Origin of the sequence: Limosilactobacillus caviae (assembly GCF_014635905.1) — a bacterium.
Classification (GTDB): Bacteria; Bacillota; Bacilli; order Lactobacillales; family Lactobacillaceae; genus Limosilactobacillus; species Limosilactobacillus caviae.
This window is the reverse complement of record NZ_BMDS01000006.1, coordinates 77,206-97,875: the sequence shown is the minus strand read 5'-3', so window position 1 is coordinate 97,875 and position 20,670 is coordinate 77,206. Positions and strand designations below refer to the sequence as shown.

General features: G+C 39.7%; 21 protein-coding genes. 3 read left to right on the top strand and 18 right to left on the bottom strand.

Going from position 1 to position 20,670, the window contains the following annotated elements:
• Positions 1 to 155 precede the first annotated feature (155 nt).
• The 8 genes from IEU90_RS09005 to IEU90_RS08970 all read right to left on the bottom strand — a co-directional run bounded on the left by IEU90_RS09005 (position 156) and on the right by IEU90_RS08970 (position 7,856).
• Entirely contained in the window at positions 156 to 860 is a 705-nt protein-coding gene (locus IEU90_RS09005) for a class A sortase (RefSeq protein WP_163704620.1), read from the bottom strand.
• 50 nt (positions 861 to 910) lie between these two features.
• A complete protein-coding gene (locus tag IEU90_RS09000; RefSeq protein WP_153710513.1) occupies positions 911 to 1,801 on the bottom strand; it encodes an alpha/beta hydrolase in 891 nt (296 codons plus the stop codon).
• Entirely contained in the window at positions 1,785 to 3,101 is a 1,317-nt protein-coding gene (locus IEU90_RS08995; RefSeq protein ID WP_153710512.1) for a PTS sugar transporter subunit IIC, read from the bottom strand. Before IEU90_RS08995 ends, IEU90_RS09000 begins: the two co-directional genes overlap by 17 nt.
• An 87-nt stretch (positions 3,102 to 3,188) precedes the next feature.
• Positions 3,189 to 3,434 (bottom strand): type B 50S ribosomal protein L31, encoded by a 246-nt coding sequence (locus tag IEU90_RS08990; RefSeq protein ID WP_076459140.1) that lies wholly within the window; start codon positions 3,432 to 3,434, stop codon positions 3,189 to 3,191.
• A gap of 92 nt (positions 3,435 to 3,526) precedes the next feature.
• Entirely contained in the window at positions 3,527 to 4,804 is a 1,278-nt protein-coding gene (gene murA, locus IEU90_RS08985) for a UDP-N-acetylglucosamine 1-carboxyvinyltransferase (RefSeq protein WP_182598867.1), read from the bottom strand.
• Positions 4,805 to 5,071: 267 nt separating this feature from the next.
• A complete protein-coding gene (pyrG, locus tag IEU90_RS08980) occupies positions 5,072 to 6,676 on the bottom strand; it encodes a CTP synthase (protein ID WP_153710510.1) in 1,605 nt (534 codons plus the stop codon).
• A 166-nt stretch (positions 6,677 to 6,842) separates the two neighbouring features.
• On the bottom strand, positions 6,843 to 7,397 hold the full coding sequence (gene rpoE / locus IEU90_RS08975) for a DNA-directed RNA polymerase subunit delta (RefSeq protein WP_182598865.1): 555 nt from the start codon (positions 7,395 to 7,397) through the stop codon (positions 6,843 to 6,845).
• A gap of 45 nt (positions 7,398 to 7,442) precedes the next feature.
• Positions 7,443 to 7,856, bottom strand: a complete 414-nt coding sequence (locus IEU90_RS08970; RefSeq protein WP_229723659.1) for a YwiB family protein — start codon at positions 7,854 to 7,856, stop codon at positions 7,443 to 7,445.
• A gap of 145 nt (positions 7,857 to 8,001) precedes the next feature.
• On the opposite strand from IEU90_RS08970, the gene IEU90_RS08965 reads away from it, so the two are divergent.
• The 3 genes from IEU90_RS08965 to IEU90_RS08955 are packed head-to-tail and all read left to right on the top strand — an operon-like array spanning position 8,002 to position 11,016.
• Positions 8,002 to 8,826 carry a lipoate--protein ligase family protein gene (locus IEU90_RS08965; protein WP_153710507.1) on the top strand — a complete coding sequence of 275 codons (825 nt, stop codon included), beginning with the start codon at positions 8,002 to 8,004 and terminating at the stop codon, positions 8,824 to 8,826.
• Position 8,827: 1 nt separating this feature from the next.
• Entirely contained in the window at positions 8,828 to 10,189 is a 1,362-nt protein-coding gene (locus IEU90_RS08960; RefSeq protein ID WP_188358031.1) for an HD domain-containing protein, read from the top strand.
• A gap of 5 nt (positions 10,190 to 10,194) precedes the next feature.
• Complete coding sequence (locus IEU90_RS08955) at positions 10,195 to 11,016, top strand: Cof-type HAD-IIB family hydrolase (RefSeq protein WP_153710505.1); 822 nt, start codon at positions 10,195 to 10,197, stop codon at positions 11,014 to 11,016.
• A 46-nt stretch (positions 11,017 to 11,062) separates the two neighbouring features.
• Here the strand turns inward: IEU90_RS08955 and IEU90_RS08950 are convergent, their stop codons facing one another.
• The 10 genes from IEU90_RS08950 to IEU90_RS08905 form a co-directional block, all read right to left on the bottom strand.
• The gene (locus IEU90_RS08950; protein ID WP_188358030.1) at positions 11,063 to 12,388 is read right to left on the bottom strand and encodes a replication-associated recombination protein A; all 1,326 of its coding nucleotides are present in this window, start codon (positions 12,386 to 12,388) and stop codon (positions 11,063 to 11,065) included.
• 87 nt (positions 12,389 to 12,475) lie between these two features.
• Positions 12,476 to 13,219 carry a hypothetical protein gene (locus tag IEU90_RS08945; protein WP_153710503.1) on the bottom strand — a complete coding sequence of 248 codons (744 nt, stop codon included), beginning with the start codon at positions 13,217 to 13,219 and terminating at the stop codon, positions 12,476 to 12,478.
• Between the two features lie 153 nt (positions 13,220 to 13,372).
• On the bottom strand, positions 13,373 to 14,362 hold the full coding sequence (locus IEU90_RS08940; RefSeq protein WP_153710502.1) for a ribose-phosphate diphosphokinase: 990 nt from the start codon (positions 14,360 to 14,362) through the stop codon (positions 13,373 to 13,375).
• A 76-nt stretch (positions 14,363 to 14,438) separates the two neighbouring features.
• Complete coding sequence (glmU, locus tag IEU90_RS08935) at positions 14,439 to 15,806, bottom strand: bifunctional UDP-N-acetylglucosamine diphosphorylase/glucosamine-1-phosphate N-acetyltransferase GlmU (RefSeq protein WP_153710501.1); 1,368 nt, start codon at positions 15,804 to 15,806, stop codon at positions 14,439 to 14,441.
• A gap of 3 nt (positions 15,807 to 15,809) precedes the next feature.
• Positions 15,810 to 16,655 (bottom strand): pur operon repressor, encoded by an 846-nt coding sequence (gene purR / locus IEU90_RS08930; protein ID WP_163704631.1) that lies wholly within the window; start codon positions 16,653 to 16,655, stop codon positions 15,810 to 15,812.
• Positions 16,656 to 16,827: 172 nt separating this feature from the next.
• The gene (locus tag IEU90_RS08925) at positions 16,828 to 17,625 is read right to left on the bottom strand and encodes a metal ABC transporter permease (protein WP_153710499.1); all 798 of its coding nucleotides are present in this window, start codon (positions 17,623 to 17,625) and stop codon (positions 16,828 to 16,830) included.
• Entirely contained in the window at positions 17,625 to 18,296 is a 672-nt protein-coding gene (locus IEU90_RS08920; RefSeq protein ID WP_182598855.1) for an ATP-binding cassette domain-containing protein, read from the bottom strand. The genes IEU90_RS08925 and IEU90_RS08920 overlap by 1 nt, the downstream gene beginning before the upstream one ends.
• A gap of 5 nt (positions 18,297 to 18,301) precedes the next feature.
• The gene (locus IEU90_RS08915) at positions 18,302 to 19,213 is read right to left on the bottom strand and encodes a metal ABC transporter solute-binding protein, Zn/Mn family (protein WP_188358029.1); all 912 of its coding nucleotides are present in this window, start codon (positions 19,211 to 19,213) and stop codon (positions 18,302 to 18,304) included.
• A gap of 136 nt (positions 19,214 to 19,349) precedes the next feature.
• Positions 19,350 to 20,201, bottom strand: coding sequence for a 4-(cytidine 5'-diphospho)-2-C-methyl-D-erythritol kinase (ispE, locus tag IEU90_RS08910; protein ID WP_153710496.1), 852 nt, complete (start codon positions 20,199 to 20,201; stop codon positions 19,350 to 19,352).
• 156 nt (positions 20,202 to 20,357) lie between these two features.
• On the bottom strand, positions 20,358 to 20,603 hold the full coding sequence (locus IEU90_RS08905) for a Veg family protein (protein WP_182598852.1): 246 nt from the start codon (positions 20,601 to 20,603) through the stop codon (positions 20,358 to 20,360).
• Positions 20,604 to 20,670 lie beyond the last annotated feature (67 nt).

Below are 20,670 nucleotides of genomic sequence, written 5' to 3'. Positions count from 1 at the left end.
CAAACGGTGGCATTCTTGTCCGTTCGCTCATCTTTTTACTTAAAATTTATTTAGATTTGAACATTTTAGCGACGATTGTGTTTTTCTTAATTTGGAATGGATTACAAATCTATCAAAAAAAGAAGCATGGAAATTTCTTTCCAGCTTCTCATCTTTTAACGACCTGTCGTGTATTTTTCACTAAAATTCTTCTGGACATTTTGTGGTGCTTGCGTAAATGGTTCGGATTTAACAAACTTTCCCCTGATCATCAAACGGTTTGCCCCCGTAGCGTCACAAGTAATCAACGTAATGATCTTCTCAGGGGTATTATTTACCACGTCAACACGCGTAGCCGCAATAAATTCACGCTGGTAAATCTTGTACTCATAAACCCGGTCCATATTTGTAATATAGATCATCTGACCAACTTTCGCATGATAATACAAGGGCGAAAATAGGATTTTACTTCCGTGCGCCATATTGTGACCAGCTAACGCATAGTTGCCTTCTCCCATCTTCATGTCTGGACGAAGAGTCCCCGCAGCTAACGCAAGAGTTGTATTATCAACACCATTAGCAATTGGGATCGTCATATTAATGGCTGGGACCGTAATCGCACCAATCGTATTAATCGACTGCTTGTTTGCCCGTGCCTTTGCAGCAGTTTGCAAATTAAGGTCCTCAACACTTTGAAAATCATAAGTTGCCTTTTTCTTTTGGTTATTTTGAACTGTTTGCCGTGTGATCTCTGGCTTATAGCTTCCCACCAGGTAATATTTAATTTGCTGGTTAAAGATCAAAACGATAGAGACCAGAAGCAGTACAACAACCGCTGTCCACCGCAACCATTCAAATGACCGCTTTTTACCTTTTTTCACGATTTTGAACCCCTTCACTTTTTATTATGAACATAGTATAACCTGCTTAATTAATTTTGAGTAGTCCCGCGCTTATTTTGCGGATTAGGATTTCCATTATCGTTTGGATCAAGCAAGTATTCTTCAATCAGACGGACAATCTGTTTATTCTGTGGCAAATTTGAGTGCTGAGCATCTTTACCAGTAACGGTCATACTTGTATAGTGAGCAACCTGTTTTTGGTAAATATATTTACCCGCGTTCACACTTCCTTCTGGGACCAGCCCATCCGAGGTATAAGTTTCCGTACCTGCTACTGAATAGACTAATAAATTTTTAGGAATTCGATCCCGATATTTTACGAAATCAGAAAACATTTGAGTTGGATGACTGACAGAAGATTCTGCAAAGTTATATGGTGTCCCTAACGTCATCAGCCTTTTAATCGTAATAGTATCTTGATATTCAGAGTAATAATGCTCTAGCCAATAAGTCCATATTAATCCCCCGTTAGAATGACCAAACGCCTTAAAGTTGTTGAAGTTATATTCTTCCGTTAGGCGTTCAAAGACTTGATTAACCATTTTAGCCTGCTTTTTAATATTTTGATAACCATCATGATTATTCTCAAAACCAATAACGATGATTGGTTCGTTATCTCCACGATTGATCCATCCCTGTGAAGTAATCTTACCGTTATTCTTAACTTCCAACCGCAACACGCTATGTTTCTTCGGACTATCTGCATTAATTTTTTGAATCAATGGGTTAAATCGATTTTGCGTGGCCGAACTACCTGGAACCATAATTACTGGTGACATTCTCGAATTATGCTGGGCGGCTAAGTATTTATTATTATCCTTCATCCAAATATAAGCTGGAATTGCCATAAGAATTAAAATAGTCATCAAACTAATTAATACCAGCCGGCTGTGGAGAGTGGTTCTAGCTATTTTTTTCATGACCTGCCACTTCCTGTTCTTCTAACATTAAACGACGCTCAACTGCCAATGCCATTTTCACAAAAGGAATATATGCAATGATATCTAGCAATAACAAAACCAATGCAAAAATAAGCGTTCCCCAATTACCATTTGTGCCGAGGAAACCAAGCAACGGTCCTGGTGTTCCCTGAAGAACCGGGTAAGGAGTTGAGGGAATTAAGTGAATAGCAATCGCAAAACTAGCAAGCAGGATATTCACAATTGGCAAAAATGTAAATGGGATAAAGAATAAGGGATTAAATACAATCGGCAGTCCAACCATTGTCGCATAATTAAAGTTAAATAGTGTCGGCAAAGCGGTCCAGCGCGCAACCCGATGCATATAAGATCCATTCGACGTCAACAAGATTGCAACAATGAGTGCTAAAATCAGTCCATCTCCACCAAAATTAGCAAATGAATTATAAAGCGAACTTCCTAAATATTTATAAGGAACGTTCCATGGTGTTCCATGCGCTAGTGCATAGTTTAAATTAGCGGTAAACGACTCTCCTGACATTAGTGCCATCGAATTATAGGGAACTCCTAGTCCGAGCCAATCCATCGTTGTTATTCCAATCGATGCTAACAGTGTTAACCATAGCTGCCGGTGTTCTTGCGCAACGCCAACTAGCGAAGAATAGCTAGTAGACCAGGCATGGTAAATTGTATTGGAATTTAAGAAAATTGCGACAGCTACGCCAAATATAACGCTAATTATTATTGGTCCCATCGAACTAAATGCTCGTTCTTGTAATAATGGGAGCGAATTAGTATTTTCTCCATACTTTGGCGGTGTTAATAAGCGGTAAAGCTGACCAATTCCGTACCCAAGTAGTAAAACTAATAATAGACTATTACCGCTAAGAAGACGTTGGTAAAAATTAAGAGAAAACGATGATGACATCTTTCCATACCGGTACGACATCAGTAAAAGCGTTAATATTGCCGTGATTCCCGCAAATTTACCATCACGTCGATATAATTTTGCTGTAAACTTAGCTGCCATGTAAGCAGTGTAAACTCCCAAAATACCTAAAGTTAGCTGACCTATACTTGTTAATACAAATTGAATAATTTGCAATACGCTCTGTGGTATCACATCAAGGAAAGCAACATTATAGATAAAGCCATCTGGTTTAAAAACAGTTTTTAAAATCATCTTCGCCATTGTTCCGATAAAAACAATTGGAAAAATCATAATTAGCGTCTGACGAGTTATCCTAACGAAAGAATAATGATGCAGGGCAATTATTCGATTGATTATTTTCTCATGCATAGGTAGACCCCACTTTCGGATACATCATTGAACAAAAAACCCGGGAAGAACTTTCGTTTTTCCCGGGTTTGAATATAAGAAGCTCGATTACTTGAGACCGTACTTCTTGTTGAACTTGTCGACAGCACCGTCGGCTTGAGTAAACTTTTGCTTACCAGTGTAGAATGGGTGTGAGTCAGAAGTAACTTCAACCCGAATTAATGGGTATTCATTACCGTCTTCCCACTTAACAGTTTCACTTGAAGTGGCTGTTGAGCCAGAGAGAAACTTGAAACCAGTAGATGAATCTTCAAAAACTACTGGATGATAATCTGGATGAATTCCTTGTTTCATAATTTATTACGCTCCTTTTGCCATGAATCATTGCCTGAAACATAGATAATCAACTTTAACAGGATACCACGATTTAAAGAACTACGCAACTTCTAACTAATTTTTACTGAAGAATCGTCCTCAATTGAAACATTAGCATGAAGCCGATTAAGCTTCCATACAATCCGGTCGTAACCCCGCAAAATATTTCCGGCATTATTAATTATTGTCTGTCCATCTGCCATTAATCCAGCAATCGTTAAAGCGGCTCCTGCCCGAATCTCGCCTGCAGAAACCTCTGCACCATGGAGTTTTTCCGTATGTTGAACAACAATCATCCCATCATGCGCCTCAATCTTCATCCCCATCTTTTGTAGTTGGGAAATGTGTTTTACCCGCTTAGGATAAATAGTATCAACAATCGTACTATCACCCTCCGCAAGTGACATCAGCGGAGTTAATGGTTGTTGCAGGTCGGTAGCAAAACCAGGGAATGGCATCGTTTTGACAGTAACTGGTCGTAAGTGCTCTGATTTAGGTACAAAGATCTTATCACTATCAATTTGCAGATCAACACCCATCTCAATCATTTTACTTGTGAATGATTCTAGGTGTTCTGGAATAACATTATGAATCATAATCCCATCACCTAGCGCTGCGGCTAATGATAGGTAAGTTCCAGCTTCGATCCGATCTGCAATAATTGTGTGGGTATTCATAGACTGCAGGGTCTTTACCCCAGTGATCCGAATAGTATCTGTTCCAGCTCCACGAATTTTCGCACCCATATTATTTAAGAATGTCGCTAAATCAATAATTTCTGGTTCACGAGCTGCGTTTTCAATAATCGTTGTTCCTTCAGCGCGAACGGCTGCCAAAGTAGCATTAATTGTTGCACCAACTGATACCATATCTAAAAAGATCCGTGACCCATGTAAGCCATTCGGTGCATCTAAATGAACAGTACCTTTTTCTTCGCTAACGGTTGCTCCAAGTGCCTTAAATGCTTTTAAGTGTTGGTCAATTGGTCGGGGACCGATATTGTCGCCCCCCGGAAATGTTAATGTCGCGCGATGGAAACGACCTAATAATGCACCCATAAAATAATAGGAAGCTCGAAGACTTTTGATTGCCTTGCTTGGAAGTTCAGCTTCTACGATTTGTGTTGGATCAATATCTAAAACTCCGTGACTAAACTCGGACTTTACATTCATTGACTCCAAAATAATCATCAGATTGTGAACATCCAAGATATCTGGAACCGTGTCAAACTCTACCGGGGTATCTGCAAGAATAGCAGCAGGAATTAATGCAACTGTACTATTTTTTGCACCACCGATCGTGACTTCACCAGAAAGACGGTTTCCTCCTTGAATGATCATTTTCTTCATTTCTGCGTTTCCTCACTTAAAAATTTTAGTCTGTTTTTCATTTAAGCTAAGTTAATGATTATTTCAGTTACAAAACAGTCAACTGTAATGATAATGAAATATCAAACGAATTACAACCTTTTATAAACAATCTTAAAAAAAATCGTAAAGTAACAGCTAAAAATAGCCTCTATAACTTAAAATTTAACAATGTCACTAATAAAAAACAAGAGAAGTGACAAGTTTGCCCCCATCTCTTGTATTAATTCTATTATATAATTTTTAAATTTATTTGTCCTCGGCGGCTGCCTTTACAAAAGCAGCAAATAATCCTTCTGGGTGGTTAGGACGTGACTTGAATTCTGGGTGGTATTGAGCAGCCACAAAGAATTTCTTGTCAGGGATTTCAACTACTTCAACCAAATTACGGTCAGGATTAACACCAGAAATCACTAACCCATGATTTTCCATTTCTTGGCGGTAATCATTGTTAAATTCGTAACGGTGGCGGTGACGTTCACTAATCATTGACTGGTTGCCATAAGCGGCAGCAGCGACTGTCCCTTCCTTAAGCTTGCAAGGATAAGCACCAAGCCGTTGAGTTCCTCCCATATCTTCAACGTCTGCTTGATCAGCCATTAAATCAATAATATTATGCTTTGTATTTGGATCAAATTCAGTTGAGTTAGCATCCTTGTATCCTAATACGTCACGAGCAAACTCGATACATGCGGTTTGCATCCCTAAACAAATACCAAGGTACGGAACGTCATTTTCCCGAGCATACTTAATTGCAGTGATCATTCCTTCTACTCCTCGGTTTCCAAAACCACCCGGTACAAGAATACCATCGTAGTCCTTTAAGGTTTCGTCAACATTTTCAGGGGTAATATTTTCCGCATTAAAGTGGTCAATTTTAACCTTAGCATTTACAGGGTAACCGGCATGTCGTAATGATTCATTAACAGAAATATAAGCATCTTGTAAGTCAGTGTACTTACCAACCATCGCAATCTTAACCGTCTTAGTTAAGTCATGTTCGATATGATTTACCATTTCTGTCCATTCTGTCATATCAGCTTGTGGCACATCCAAGCCAAAATGATCTACAACTAATTGATCCATCCCCTGCTTTTGTAAGTTCAGCGGAATCTCGTAAAGAGTATGAACATCCATCGATTCCACTACTGCTTTAGGATCAACGTCACAGAATAATGCGATCTTTTTCCGCATATCATCAGTGATCGGCTTTTCTGTCCGTACAACCAAGATATTAGGCTGAATACCCAATCCCCGTAGTTCACGAACACTGTGCTGTGTTGGCTTAGTCTTCATTTCACCAGCAGCACGGAGGTACGGAACTAATGTTGTATGGATATATAAAACATTGTCACTACCAACTTCTTCTTTCATTTGGCGAATAGCTTCCATAAATGGCTGCGATTCGATATCACCAACGGTCCCACCAATTTCGGTAATCACAACTTCAGCATCAGTACTTTCTCCCGCGCGCTTAATCTTATCCTTAATCGCGTTAGTAATGTGCGGAATAACTTGTACCGTGCCACCAAGGTAATCCCCACGGCGTTCCTTACGAAGAACTTCAGAGTAGATTTTACCCGTTGTAACATTTGAATACTTATTTAGATCATTATCGATAAAACGTTCATAGTGACCGAGGTCCAAATCAGTTTCAGTACCATCGTCAGTTACAAAAACTTCACCGTGCTGGTATGGACTCATCGTACCGGGATCGACATTAATGTAAGGGTCAAACTTTTGGATTGCAATCTTTAAGCCCCGATTTTTCAGTAATCGACCTAAAGAGGCAGCAACGATTCCCTTTCCTAATGATGATACAACTCCACCGGTTACAAAAATGTATTTCGTCATTGTCGTCTACTCCTTTTTTAATTTGCGGGTGTGATAATAGAAAAAACTCCCTATTTCAAATGAAACAGGGAGCTTACTTATCTACGAACTTATTGGCCTGTCATTACAGGCGCCCAAGAAAGATAATACAGGGTCAATGATCAATAGTCAAGTATAAACTTAAAAATTATTCATCGTCCTCGTCATCGTCTTCCTCATCATGCAATTCTGACAGTTGACCTTCGATACCATCATCAAGATCATCATCATCGTCACTGAAATCATCAGTGTCATCATCATAATCTTCATCAGAATCGCTATCGTCATCATCGTCAAGATCCTCGTCTTCAGGATCATCGTTATCGTAGTCAATTACATCGTCATCATCATCGGTGTCTGCGAGGAAGGCATTAACTTTACGACGCTTCTTCTTTGGACGGTCATCCTCCTCTTCTTCGTTTTCACCAACAGTGGCTTCATCGATAGATTCGAATGGGTACCAAGCACGCAGACCCCAGGTGTTGTCACCAAGGGAAATAAAACTGCCATCAACATTTAAGTCAGTATAGAACTGTGCAAGACGCTCACGAATTTCCTCATCGCTCTTACCCAGATATTGCTGAACCTCGTTGGTCAAGTCAACAAACGCCATCGCTTCCCCATGGTGAGCTAGAATAGCGTGTGCGACCTCAATCATTGAAAGTTCTGATTTGTCCTGACCGTCAAAAACCTTTAAATCCAAATTGGTGCACATCCCTTCAAAAAGTCTAAACTACATCATACAATATTAAGCTGTAAATTGCAATTCTAGTTGGTAACTTCCAATTAATTGTCCTGCTTGCTTTAACTGATACTTCACAGATGCATGACCAGCAGGCGCATCAATATCAACATCTTTTTCTAAGCTTTCAGTTAACACATCGATGTTAATCATGCCATATTCTGTCCGGTATCGCATAATAGTCTCTTGATGCGGATCTAAGAATAAATTTGTTTCAACATTGCCCCGTCTGCGCAACCGAATCAATTCATCTTCAAATTTAACCTGTACAGGAGTCTCTTGTCCGTCCTGGTGTTCAATATAACGTAAATAATACTTACCATTCATTTCAACAAACGTACCTTCCTCATTGAAGGTAAAGCTCTCTTGCTGGCCGCCTTGATTAATTGTTGTTGATAATTTTACATGGACAGGAATCACTTTCTTAATAGTAATTTCCTCCCTTCATCTTTATTTATCGTCATTATTATACTCTTTTTATTGATAAATACCCCGCCAAACGCCCATGTTCTTCTTAGTTCTTGTATAATATTAATGTATTATTCCAAAGAAAAGAAGAAGTATTATGTCGAATTTTAATAAGCAACCTTTTCAACAATTTATCCAACCACTACCACCGGCTGACAATTTGTCGTCTTTCATCTATACAAATGCGTTGCTTCAATCAGCCAATCAGCTTACACATCCCCTGCTCCATTTTTGGACGCTTCAAGATACTGTTATTCTCGGACTAAAAGATCAACGGTTACCGCATCTCTCTGCGGCTCTTCGCCTGCTTAATCATCGCGGTTACCATTATTTCATGCGTAATTCTGGCGGATTGGCCGTTGTTAGTGACGATGGGATATTAAACCTGTCAATTTTCTATCCGTGGCATCTTGAGAATCACGAATTGACGATCGACGAAGCTTACCAAAGCATGGTCGACCTTATTAAAGCAGCTTTTCCGACTTTATCAGTTGCCACAGGTGAGATTACCCACTCCTATTGTCCCGGCAGCTTCGATATTAGTGTTAATGGTCAAAAAATCGGGGGCATTTCGCAGCGCCGTAATAAGTTAGGCGTTGTCGTAATGCTTTACCTTAGCGTTTGTGGAAATCAACAGGATCGTGGAATACTTATTCGTGACTTTTATGATGAAGGTTTGCAGCAAGAATCAAATAAGTGGCATTTTCCTGATGTTTGGCCGGGTGCAATGACAACAGTCGCTAAGGTCACGGATACTCCTTTAACTGTTAGCGATGCAATTAAAAAAATTCAGGCAGCTGCTAGTATTAGTGATCCAACTAGTCTTAATAGCATTATGTGGTCACCCGATTTCATAACCCTCTTAGATAAAGAACTTACCAGCATGGTCAAATTACAAGAACGCCTAAAGAAAGAAGATTAACATGAACCATTTTCATGACGAAAAACTCCGCCGAGAAAAGGTCTTTCGGGACCCGATTCATGGACAAATCATTGTTGATAACCAGATAATCATGGATTTAATCAATACCCCTGAATTTCAACGCTTACGCCGAATCAAACAATTAGGGACATCATCTTTCACTTTCCATGGTGCTGAGCATTCTCGTTTCGGGCACTGTCTTGGTGTTTATGAAATTACCAGACAGATGTGCAATTATTTTCAACGCAACTACCCTAGCAAAACTGCAGGAGACGGTTTGTGGAATGACAAGGAACGCCCTGTTGCCTTATGTGCCGCCCTTCTCCATGATTTGGGACACGGCCCATATTCGCATACTTTTGAGCATATTTTCCATACTAACCATGAACAAATTACCCGGCAATTAATCACAGATAGTAGTACGAATATTAATAAGATTTTACGACGTGTTTCTCCCGACTTCCCTCACCAAGTTGCCAGCGTTATCGACCATACTTACCATAACCCGCAAGTCGTTCAAATGATCTCAAGCCAAGTTGATGCCGACCGGATGGATTATTTACAGCGTGACGCATATTACACTGGTACTAATTATGGTAAGTTTGACCTTGACCGCGTACTTCACGTTATGCGGCCAGTAAAGAGCGGGATTGCATTTGAAATTTCCGGAATGCATGCCGTTGAAGACTATATTATTAGCCGGCTACAGATGTACCTGCAGGTCTACTTTCATCCTGTTTCCCGTTCGATGGAAGTAATATTGGATCACCTGCTTATGCGGGCAAAATACATTTACCAGCATCCGAATGATTTTGAGCCGGACTTTACTCCTCATATGCTGATGCCGTTCTTTAACAATCATTTTAATCTTAATGATTACTTAGCCTTAGATGATGGGGTCCTAACAACTTACTTCATTCATTGGACTCATTCACGGGACGATATTTTAAGTGACTTAGCCAGTCGCTTCCTTAATCGCCGACCGTTTAAGTCAGTAATTTATGACAAAAATACCCAAGAACTTTTGCCAATCCTGCGCAATTTAATTCAAACAGCTGGTTTTAATAGTCAATATTATACCGCGGTTAACGATAGCTTTAAGCTGCCCTATGACACTTATCACCCCCAAGATTCAAATGCACAAACACAGATTGAACTTCTCCAGCCAAACGGTGACTTTATCGAGTTATCTCAGGTTAGTACCCTTGTAGCAAGCGTTTCTGGCCGAGAAGCAGGTGACCAGCGCTTCTTTTTCCCGAAAGAGATGCTTGAATCCCGAGACAATATTGAAATTTTTGAGCCAATCTATGAAGAATTTCAAAGTTATATTAAAAACAACCATATTATTAAACCAAAGGAGTAATCATAATGGGAATTAAATTAGTTGCAATTGACATCGATGGAACATTAATTAACGATCAACGTGAAATCACTGCTAAAACAGTTACCGCGATCAAGAAAGCAAGTGCAGCAGGCGTTAAGATTGTCTTATGCACAGGACGTCCAATGACCGGTGTTAAAGCTTATCTTGATCAATTAGAGTTGAATGACTCCGATGATGAATTTGTCATTAGCTTTAACGGGGCATTAGCACAGTCGACTAGTGAAAATGTACTGGTAAACTACACAATGTCCTTTGACGATTACGCTGACTGGCAAACCTATTGTCTTAAAGAAGGTGTTAAATCACAGATTGAGACTCGTGATTATATTTACACGATCAATCGTGATCTTAGTCCTTATACTGTTTACGAATCAGATCTTGTTAGTATGCCAATTCGTTACCGTACTTTTGAAGAACTGGCTAAAATGCAAGACCAGTATGTAATCGCCAAAGCAATGATGGTCGACACAAAAGAGAACATTGATAAGGCTTGGCAAGATCTGCCATCATCAATGAGTGATCTTTTTTCGATTGTGCGGAGTGAAGATTTCTATCTAGAATTTATGAATAAGCAGGCTAGTAAGGGAAATGCGCTTCAGTTACTCAGCAAAGAATTAGGAATCAAACGTGAAGAAGTGATGGCATTAGGAAATGCGCAAAATGATGATTCAATGATTGAATTTGCTGGGCTAGGCGTAGCAATGGGTAATTCAATTCCAGGTACATTAAAGATTGCTGACGTAACAACCACCGATAACAACCACGATGGTGTCGGAAACGCAATTGAAAAATATGTATTAAACTAAAATAACGGTGATTGACACCTAGTTTACAGCTAGGGCAATCACCGTTTTATTTATCATGTTGTTGGTGCCATTCGTTTATCTGGTCCATTCGCGCTTGAAATCGTGGTTCTCTCCCCTGATTACTAGGGTGATAGAATGTTTGACCAGCTAAGTCTGGCGGCATTGTTTTCATCGTTGTTAATTTGTCCTTAGTATCATGGGCATATTGGTAATTTTTACCGTAATTTAAGTCCTTCATTAACTTAGTGGGTGCATTCCGAATTGTCAACGGCACTGGTAAATTCCCGGTTTTCTTTATTGCACGATGAGCTTTTTGCCGCGCAACATAGGCTGCATTAGATTTCGGCGCAAGCGACAAATAAATTACACATTCTGTAAGGTGGACATCACATTCAGGCATCCCCAGGAATTGACAGGCTTCAAAGGTATTAATTGCTACTTGGAGAGCGTTAGTATCTGCTAGTCCAATATCTTCACTAGCAAAACGAACCAGCCGCCGCGCAATGTATAACGGATCTTCACCCCCGTCAAGCATTCGTGAGCACCAATAAACAGCAGCATCAACATCACTATTACGCATCGACTTATGGAGGGCTGAGATTATATTATAGTGTTCTTCACCCTTCTTATCGTAACGCAATGATTTTGTATTGATTAGCTGCTTGAGAGTTGTCATTGTCAATTCCACATGATGACCATCCCGCTCACCATTTAAGACTGCCATTTCAAGAGTATTAAGAGCAATTCGCGCATCTCCATTAGCAAATTGAGCAATGAGATTAAGCACGCCATCTTCACATTTAATCGTTAAATCGGGGAAGCCTTGCGGGTGAGTTAGTGCCCGTTGCAAGACTTGCTCAATGTCAGCGGTAGTAAGAGCCTTGAGGACGAAAACCCGACAACGACTAAGGAGAGCCGCGTTAATCTCAAATGAGGGATTTTCAGTTGTTGCCCCGATCAAGATGATACTTCCACGCTCCACAAACGGAAGAAACGCATCTTGCTGAGCTTTATTAAAACGGTGAATTTCATCAATAAAACAGACTGTCCGCTCACCATATTCTCGATTCTGCTCTGCTTCTTCCATAATCTTACGGATGTCACGAATACTACTAGTTACTGCACTAAAAGTAATAAAGTGCGATTTTGTCTGCTTAGCAATAATTTCCGCTAAGGTCGTCTTCCCCACACCCGGTGGTCCCCAAAAGATCAGCGATGATAATTGATCATTGGTAATAATCTCGCGTAAAATCTTACCTTTACCAAGTAAGTGTTGCTGACCAACAAATTCATCAATATTCGTTGGCCGCACGCGATTAGCCAAGGGCGTATTTTTATCATCCTCCTGATTAAATAATGACTCTTGATGCACGGCTAATCCCCCTTTCCTATAACCAAAAAACAAGAGATCGGCTCATGCAGAACCACATCTCTTATTTCTCATATCCTATATTTTGATTTATGCAATCTTAGTAACCGCACCAGTTTGGCTATTATATTGGTAGATACCAATTAAGTTAGCAACGGTGTTATCACTGTTATTTTGCCGAACTTCAAATTTATAAACATTACCAGTCTTACCAGTAGGCATGATTTGGTAACCTTGCGAACCGCTAAAGCCCATCTTGTTAGCAAACTGCTGAACAACGTCAGAACTTGTAGCGTCTGCCGCTGCTTGGTTAGCCACTGCAGATTGTTGACCGTTACTCTTAGTTGTTGAACTATTAGCATTGCTATTTGACTTAGCAGAAGCTGTCGTTGCAGATTGGGACTTAGCACTGTTTGAGCCTTGTGCAGAGCTTACCTTATCTTGTAAGTCAGCATAAGCATTGCGCATTGCAGTACTGGTTGACTTTTGCGACTTCAAATTACTCTTAGCACTGTCATAATCACCATTTTCATATGCTTTTTGCGCATCCATGTAGCTTTGTAAGTCATCAGCAAGTGCTTCCGTTTGTGCATTATGATCGTTTAGATTATTTAACTGTTCATATGCCCCTTCATAATCATGGTTCTGGATAAGCTTATTAGCTGTACGATAAGCCTTTGAAGCTTTACTTTCGGAAGAACGGACAGACGATGCGCTGGAAGAGCTTGTATCGCTACTTGAAGCAGATTGCTTACCACAACCAGCTAAGGCAAAGATAGTAGCCACTGCAGCTGTTCCAACCATTGCTTTTTTGAAAAACTTAATTGTTGTCATTTTTCTCCTCCTTATTTCACATCGTATTATAACATGAATTACAATTTGCTGTTTAGCTTTCAATAATCTTTAGTTTCTTTTAATAATGCAAATGAGGCTTCAGAGCCCGGCCTTACCGAACACTGAAGCCTGTTTGTATGCTTTTTTAAACTATTAATTCTTCTCTAACTGTGCACTTTGAAATACTTGCTTAAAGAGCGGACTAACAGGACGATTTTCATTGATCCGCTTAATAGCATCCCCAATCAACGGGGCCACTGATACCTGCTTGATCTTATCAATTTGTTTTTCTTTTGGTAATTGGATTGAGTCGGTAACCACAACTTCTTTAAGCGGTGATTCCTTTAACCGTTCGATTGCTGGACCAGATAAAACAGCGTGAGTACATGATGCATATACTTCTTCAGCACCGGCATCCATTAGTGCTTTGGAACCAAGACTAATCGTACCAGCCGTATCAATCATATCATCAATCATGATACATTTTTTGCCCTTAACATTACCAATAATGTTCATGATTTGAGCAACATTAGCACGTGGACGGCGCTTATCAATTATTGCAATTGGTGACTTCAAAAATTCAGCAAGTGCCCGTGCCCGTGTCACTCCACCATGGTCTGGTGAAATAACAACCGCATTTTCAGCAACTCCCTGGTTGATAAAGTATTCTGCTAATAACGGTGCGCCCATTAAGTGGTCAACAGGAATATCAAAGAACCCTTGAATTTGTGCCGCATGAAGATCAAGTGCAATAATCCGGTCAACTCCAGAATTTTGCAGCATATTGGCAACTAGCTTAGCAGTGATTGGTTCACGACTCCGCGCTTTCCGATCTTGACGAGCGTAGCCATAGTATGGCATAACCACGTTAATCGTTTTTGCACTAGCACGACGAAGCGCATCAACCATAATTAATAATTCCATCAAGTTATCATTAACCGGTGCAGAGGTTGATTGAATAACATAAACATTATCTCCTCGTACACTTTCCTCAATGTTAATTTGAATTTCACCATCACTAAAACGACTAACAGATAATTTCCCTAAATCCACGCCGACATGCTTAGCAATTTTTTCTGCTAAGGGACGGTTTGAATTTAACGCAAAGATTTTTAAATTTTGATCAAAATATTGCTGTGTCATTAGGTCCTCCGCTGGATTAATAAAAGTTATACTACCTACCACTTACATAATATAAATTAGTGGGGCAAAAAGCAAGTTACCACGGTAGCTTCTTAGCATAATTTTCTTTATTAACCTGCCGTGCCCGAGCAATTGCCATGTCGTATTGCTCTGTACTATCCGTAATTGTTGATCCGGCAGCAACGAATGAATCCTTAGCAATATTTACGGGGGCAACTAAATTACTATTGCTGCCAATGAAAGCATGGTCGCCGACATTAGTATGGTGCTTGTTTGTTCCGTCATAATTAACAAAGACAACCCCGCAGCCAACGTTGATGTTCTTACCAAGCGTTGCATCCCCGATATAAGTTAAATGACCAACTTTAGTGCCTTCACCGATATAGGCCTTTTTAATCTCACAGAAGTTACCAATATGAACATTTTCGCCAATTTCTGCTTTAGGACGCAAGTGGCTATTAGGACCAATATCACTTCCATTATGCATTTCGGCTTCCTGAAGAGTTGATGAAATAATCTTAACTCCATCGTGAATCTTTGAGTCAATGATTCGTGATCCGGCACCAATATAACAATCATCGCCAATTTCAGTATGACCCTTAATGACAACTCCGCCTTCGATAACAGTATCACGGCCAATTTTAACGTCTGCATCAATATAAGTTGTCTCAGGATCAATCATTGAAACCCCTTCATGCATCCAATGAGTATTAATTCGCTTACGCATTACCTTATTAGCGCGGGCAAGGGCAACCCGGTCATTAACACCCATTGATTCGTCAAAGTCCGCCATCTTGTATGCTGTTACGATCTCATTTTCTTGTTTCAAAATGCCAATAACATCAGTCAGGTAATACTCGCCTTGCGCATTATCATTGTTGATCTTGCTAAGGGCTGCAAATAGTTTCTTATTGTCAAAACAATAAACACCAGTGTTAATTTCCTTAATTGCTTGTTCTTGAACTGTTGCGTCCTTTTGTTCAACAATCCGTTCAACAATCCCAACGTCATTCCGAACGATGCGGCCATAACCTGTTGGATCAGGAGCAACGGAAGTCAAGATTGTAACAGCAGCATGACGTTGTTCATGGTATTCAAATAATTTTTCAAATGTTTCTGCCGTAAATAATGGGGTATCCCCGCTAACAATGATCGTTTCGCCGTCTTTATCAGCAAGTAAATCCTTGGTTTGCATAACCGCATGACCAGTTCCTAATTGTTGTTCTTGGAGGGCATATTTTGTACGGTGTCCTAATTGTTGTTCAACTGTCTCAGCTCCATAACCAACAATCGTAATAATATTATCGATTTTAGCCTTTTCCAATTGGGTCAAAACATGTTCAACCATTGTTTTCCCGCATACTTGATGTAAAACTTTATAAAGCTTTGACCGCATCCGTGTCCCTTTACCAGCAGCTAAAATAATTGCATTTCTTTTTGTCATTTTTTAATTCTCCGCTTTCTTACCAAATACATTTTCCATGAAACTTCCCGCCTGAGCTGTAATTTTTTTATCAGCCCCGTCTTTAGTTTCTACTTTGATTAATGAAGTACAGTTATCAACAAGACGTTGACCATTAACCGGCCGCCCTTCTGCAAAAACAGTAATGCCGACAAGATTAGCGTCAAACTCCTTGATTAAGGACTTCATCCCGTTAATCGTACCGCCGCCCTTCATGAAATCATCGACAACCAAGACATTGGCCCCAGCTGATAGCGTCCGCCGTGACAATTCCATTTTCTTTATCCGCTGTACGGACCCAGAAACATAATTAACGCTTACTGTCGGTCCTTCAGTGATATGTGAACTGTTACGGACAATTACAAACGGCTTGTTCATATACATTGCAACGCTCTGGGCGATTGGAATACCTTTAGTTTCAACAGTCATAATAACGTCAATATCAGTATCAACGTATTGAGTAGCGATTAATTTACCAATCTGACGTAACACTTCTGGTTGACCAATTAAGTCAGATAAGTAGACATACCCACCCGGAAGCAGCCGCGAATCATCATTAACTCTTTCTACAAGACTATCGATTGCCACACTAGCATTTTCCTCTGAATAAAATGGGGTTAAGATTGCACCGCCACTTGCTCCCGGAATTGTCTCTAAGCGTCCCTGCCCCCATGTGTGGAAGGTATGCTTAACAATTCCTAAGTCTTCACTGATTGATGACTTAGCTGAGTCATAACGTTCGCCAAAAAACTTTAATGATACCAATGATCGTGGATGATCAAGGAGATAGCGCGTCATATCAACCAGTCGATTGCTACGTCTAATTTTCATCTTTTTTCTCTGCCTTTCAAAAAGGATTAATTATCATCGATTTTACCATAAAATGTTCGGCTTTCAGGCATTAAATTTAAGTTTAAAGTAAAAAATCTGTAATCAGCTAAAGACAAGCTAATCACAGATCGTTTTTAATTTAACAATTCATTGTCTTGGTACGGCCCATCTACTAGTTAGCTTCAACAAATTTGCCATAAGTTATTGCTGTCACATAAATAACAACTTCAATCACTGCAATAAAGAAGCTCACTGGCCAATCTGTTAAGTATCCTAAGAATAAGCCAAGCCAAGTACCCAGCAAGGCAAAAAGGATTGCCAAAACAATCATTTTAGCCACACCATGAGTAAAATATTTTGCGCTCGCTGCTGGTAAGGTCAGCAAAATAAATATTAAAAGAGACCCAACAATCTGTGCGGCAACACTAACGCTTAGTGCTAGAAGCAATAGAAAAATTACTGAAATAACCGTTCCATTTATTCCACTAACTCGTGCACCAATCACGTCAAACGAATCAAACTTTAGCCGACGATACATTAACAGTAATACTATTAAAACAAGGATTGACAGGTAAACTAATTGCCATACTTCATTAAGGCTAATGCCCACAACACTACCAAACAAAATACTTGTTGCCGAACTAGCTGACTGACTGCTTAAAGACAGGAATAGTATCCCCATTCCGATAAAAAGAGCAGAAACGGCACTAATTACTGCTTCTCGGCGTGATTCTTTGATGCTCATTTGGCCCACAATGACTGAGCTAAGCATCGTGAAGAGGATCATTCCATTTAATGCCGACCAACCAGCAAAAACAGCAAACGCCCCCCCTGCAAAACCGATTTCTGATAGTGTGTGAGTTAAAAATGATAGATTACGTGCAACGACAAAGACACCAATAATTCCACTAATAACAGCGATAAAAGTACTGGCGACAAAGGCATGCCTCATAAAGCTTAACGTTAACATTATTTAATGCCTCCCTTTACTGGGCTAGGTAATTCATTGATGGGACCAGTTGAATAAGAACCCGGTGTCATATATAAAAAACGTGTCCCGTATTGTTCTGCTAAGTCCCAATCATGCGTAATAAACATGACACTTAAGCCGTTTTGTTGGAAACGAGTCACCAGATCTAATAATTCATATTTCATTTCATTGTCCAAACTAGCGGTCGATTCATCAAGAATTAATAAGTTAGGATTAGGCAGCAATGCTTGTGCAAGATAAGCACGTTGTTTTTCTCCTCCTGATGCCAAGCCTAATGGACGTTCAGCAATCTTTACCAGGTTATTTTCCCGAACCATCCGTTCAACGCGATCACGTTCCTTTTTAGTCAACCATGGCAAAATTCGTGGTTTAGTATTTAATGCAATAAAGTCACGAATTGAGAGCGGATATTCCTCATCAATATTGCGAAATTGCGGAACGTACCCGATCTTGGTACTTTCTGGAATATTAATCATTCCGCTTTTCGGTTTTAAGAAGCCGAGCATTGAACGGACAAGCGTTGTTTTCCCAACACCATTCTCACCGACAACCACTAAAAAATCGCCCTCATTAATTGTAAAGCTTAAGTGGTCAATTACAGTATGGCTACCATATGCAACTGTTAAATCGTCAACTGATACAACTGCCATTCTTTTTAATTCTCCTTCTGCTGAATATCAGCTAATGCACGATACTGCTTTAGCATCCATTGCATGTAGTTTTCTCCATTTGGTTTTGTTTCCGTAACCTTTAATACCGGGACATTATGTTCATGCGCCAATTTAACCAAATTATCAACTACTTTATCACTTGTCTGGGAATTATCAACAAAGAAAGCAATCCGGTGGTTAATAATTGCTTGTTGAATCTCGTCAATATCCTTTGGCGAAGGATCATTACCATCTTCAACCGCCTTTTCAAAATGTTTGTCCATAATCTGATAACCAGCATTTTCAAGAGCATAATCAAAAACCGGCTCACTGACCGCCACCTGGTTATTATTAGGGTTTACTTGGCGCTTAACTTTGGCAATTTCCTGATCGAGTGGTTTCAGAGAGGCCAAGTATTTCTTAGCATTAGCACGATATTCGCTTGCATGCTTTGGATTAATCTTACCATACTGGGTTGCAAGATCGTTCGCTAGTTTCTTGACTGTTGAGGGTTCATACCAAACATGTTCATTATCGCCATCCTTTTTTCCATTTAAGGATGCAACATTAATAACTTTGATTTTATTATGATTGGCACTAGATTTTACTAATTTATTTACCCAACTATCATAGCCCAGGCCATTTTCGATTACGACATTAGCTTTTGCAACTTGTTGGGCTTGCTTCGTGCTAGGCTGATAGTCATGCGGGTCCACTGAGGCATTATCGATAAATGAAATAACCTTGCCATTGTCACCCGCGACTTGTTGAGCCACCTCACCATAAAAGTTTAATCCCGTTACGACCCTGATCGGCTTTTGATTCTTCCCCATTGTTTTCCACGGAACAAGGGCTAATCCTAGAATAACTAATAACAGGATAACAATACTACTAACACCCAAAATATATTTTTTCATTATTTTTCCTTTCACTAATCGTAATGATTACTATTTAGAACAATGAATATAATATCGAACTTTATATAAGATTGCAACCATAAAAAAGACAAGGCGCGAAAGATTTTCACTTCCTAACCTTGTCCTCATTTCATAATTAAAGCAAGTTTACAACATGAACATCACGGCAAAAGCCACGAATACCGTTTTGAATCCGCTTTGCCCGTGACTCCGTGTGGCATATTGCAAAAACTGTTGGACCTGTCCCGCTCATTTGGGCAACATCTGCTCCCAAGTCTTTCATCTTATTTTTTAAACGCCCGATTTCTGGATAATACTTCATCGTCAATGGTTCTAAGACGTTTCCCATATACTTAGTAGCCTCAAGCCAATTCTGTTCTTTTAAGTTTTTTATTAACGCATCATTATTTAGATGTGCTAATTTTTCATAGTTAATTTGGCGTAAAATCTGCGGTGTAGAAACACTGATCTTTTGTTTAGCAATAACGGCCCAGTAATGTGGTTGCGGCGGTAACAGCTCAATCTGTTCACCATGACCTGTTACACGTGCTAGCTTATTATATACACAGTAAGGAACATCAGAATCAATGGTTAACGCAATTTGGGCCAGTTCAGCTAAGCTCAGTCCCAAACGCCAAATATTGTTTAACGCTCTTAGAACCGCTGCCGCATCAGATGATCCTCCCCCAAGTCCAGCTGCAACTGGAATCTGCTTTTTTATTCTAATCGTCACCCCATCTTTACGGTGAAACCGACTACGCAAAATATGGGCTGCCTGATATGCTAAATTACGCTGGTCATTAGGTAAAAAGCCACTATTAGTATAGACCTTGATTGTTGCAGGTCGCCGGTGAGTCTCAACAGTTATATAATCCGCCAGGTCTGCCGAAACCATTACCATATCCCACTGTGGAGAGCCATCAAAATACCGCATCGGTGTATCTAAACTTAAATTCAATTTTGCAGGTGCTTTTTCCGTAACTATCATCCGGCAACCCTCCTTATCGAAATAATTAATTAAGTAAATTATACTAATGGAACTATAATCCATGCAACTACTGATTCTTCCTTATAGAAAGCAAAAAAGATTGTTGAAAAGTCCTCGCCTTTTCAACAATCTTTTAATATTAGCTAAAAGCTTAATTTATTCTGCTTCTTCATCGAATGCAATAGAAATATTTCTTGTTAATAAATCCGTGTAACTGTATGAAACCCGATCTAGCATCCCTTGATCATCATTCAAATGAACAACAAATACTGCCGGGTAAGTTTTACTTAGAATACCGTGATGGGTGGTAATACGTTTACGTCCAGCTTGTGCTTTAACTAAAACATGTTCGCCAATCCGCTCATCTAGCTTTTTCTTAATTTCTACAATGCTATCAGGCACGACTCCTTCACCTCACTGTAGAACAGTATACACTTATTTGCAATAAAAGGCAAAATTATACCACATA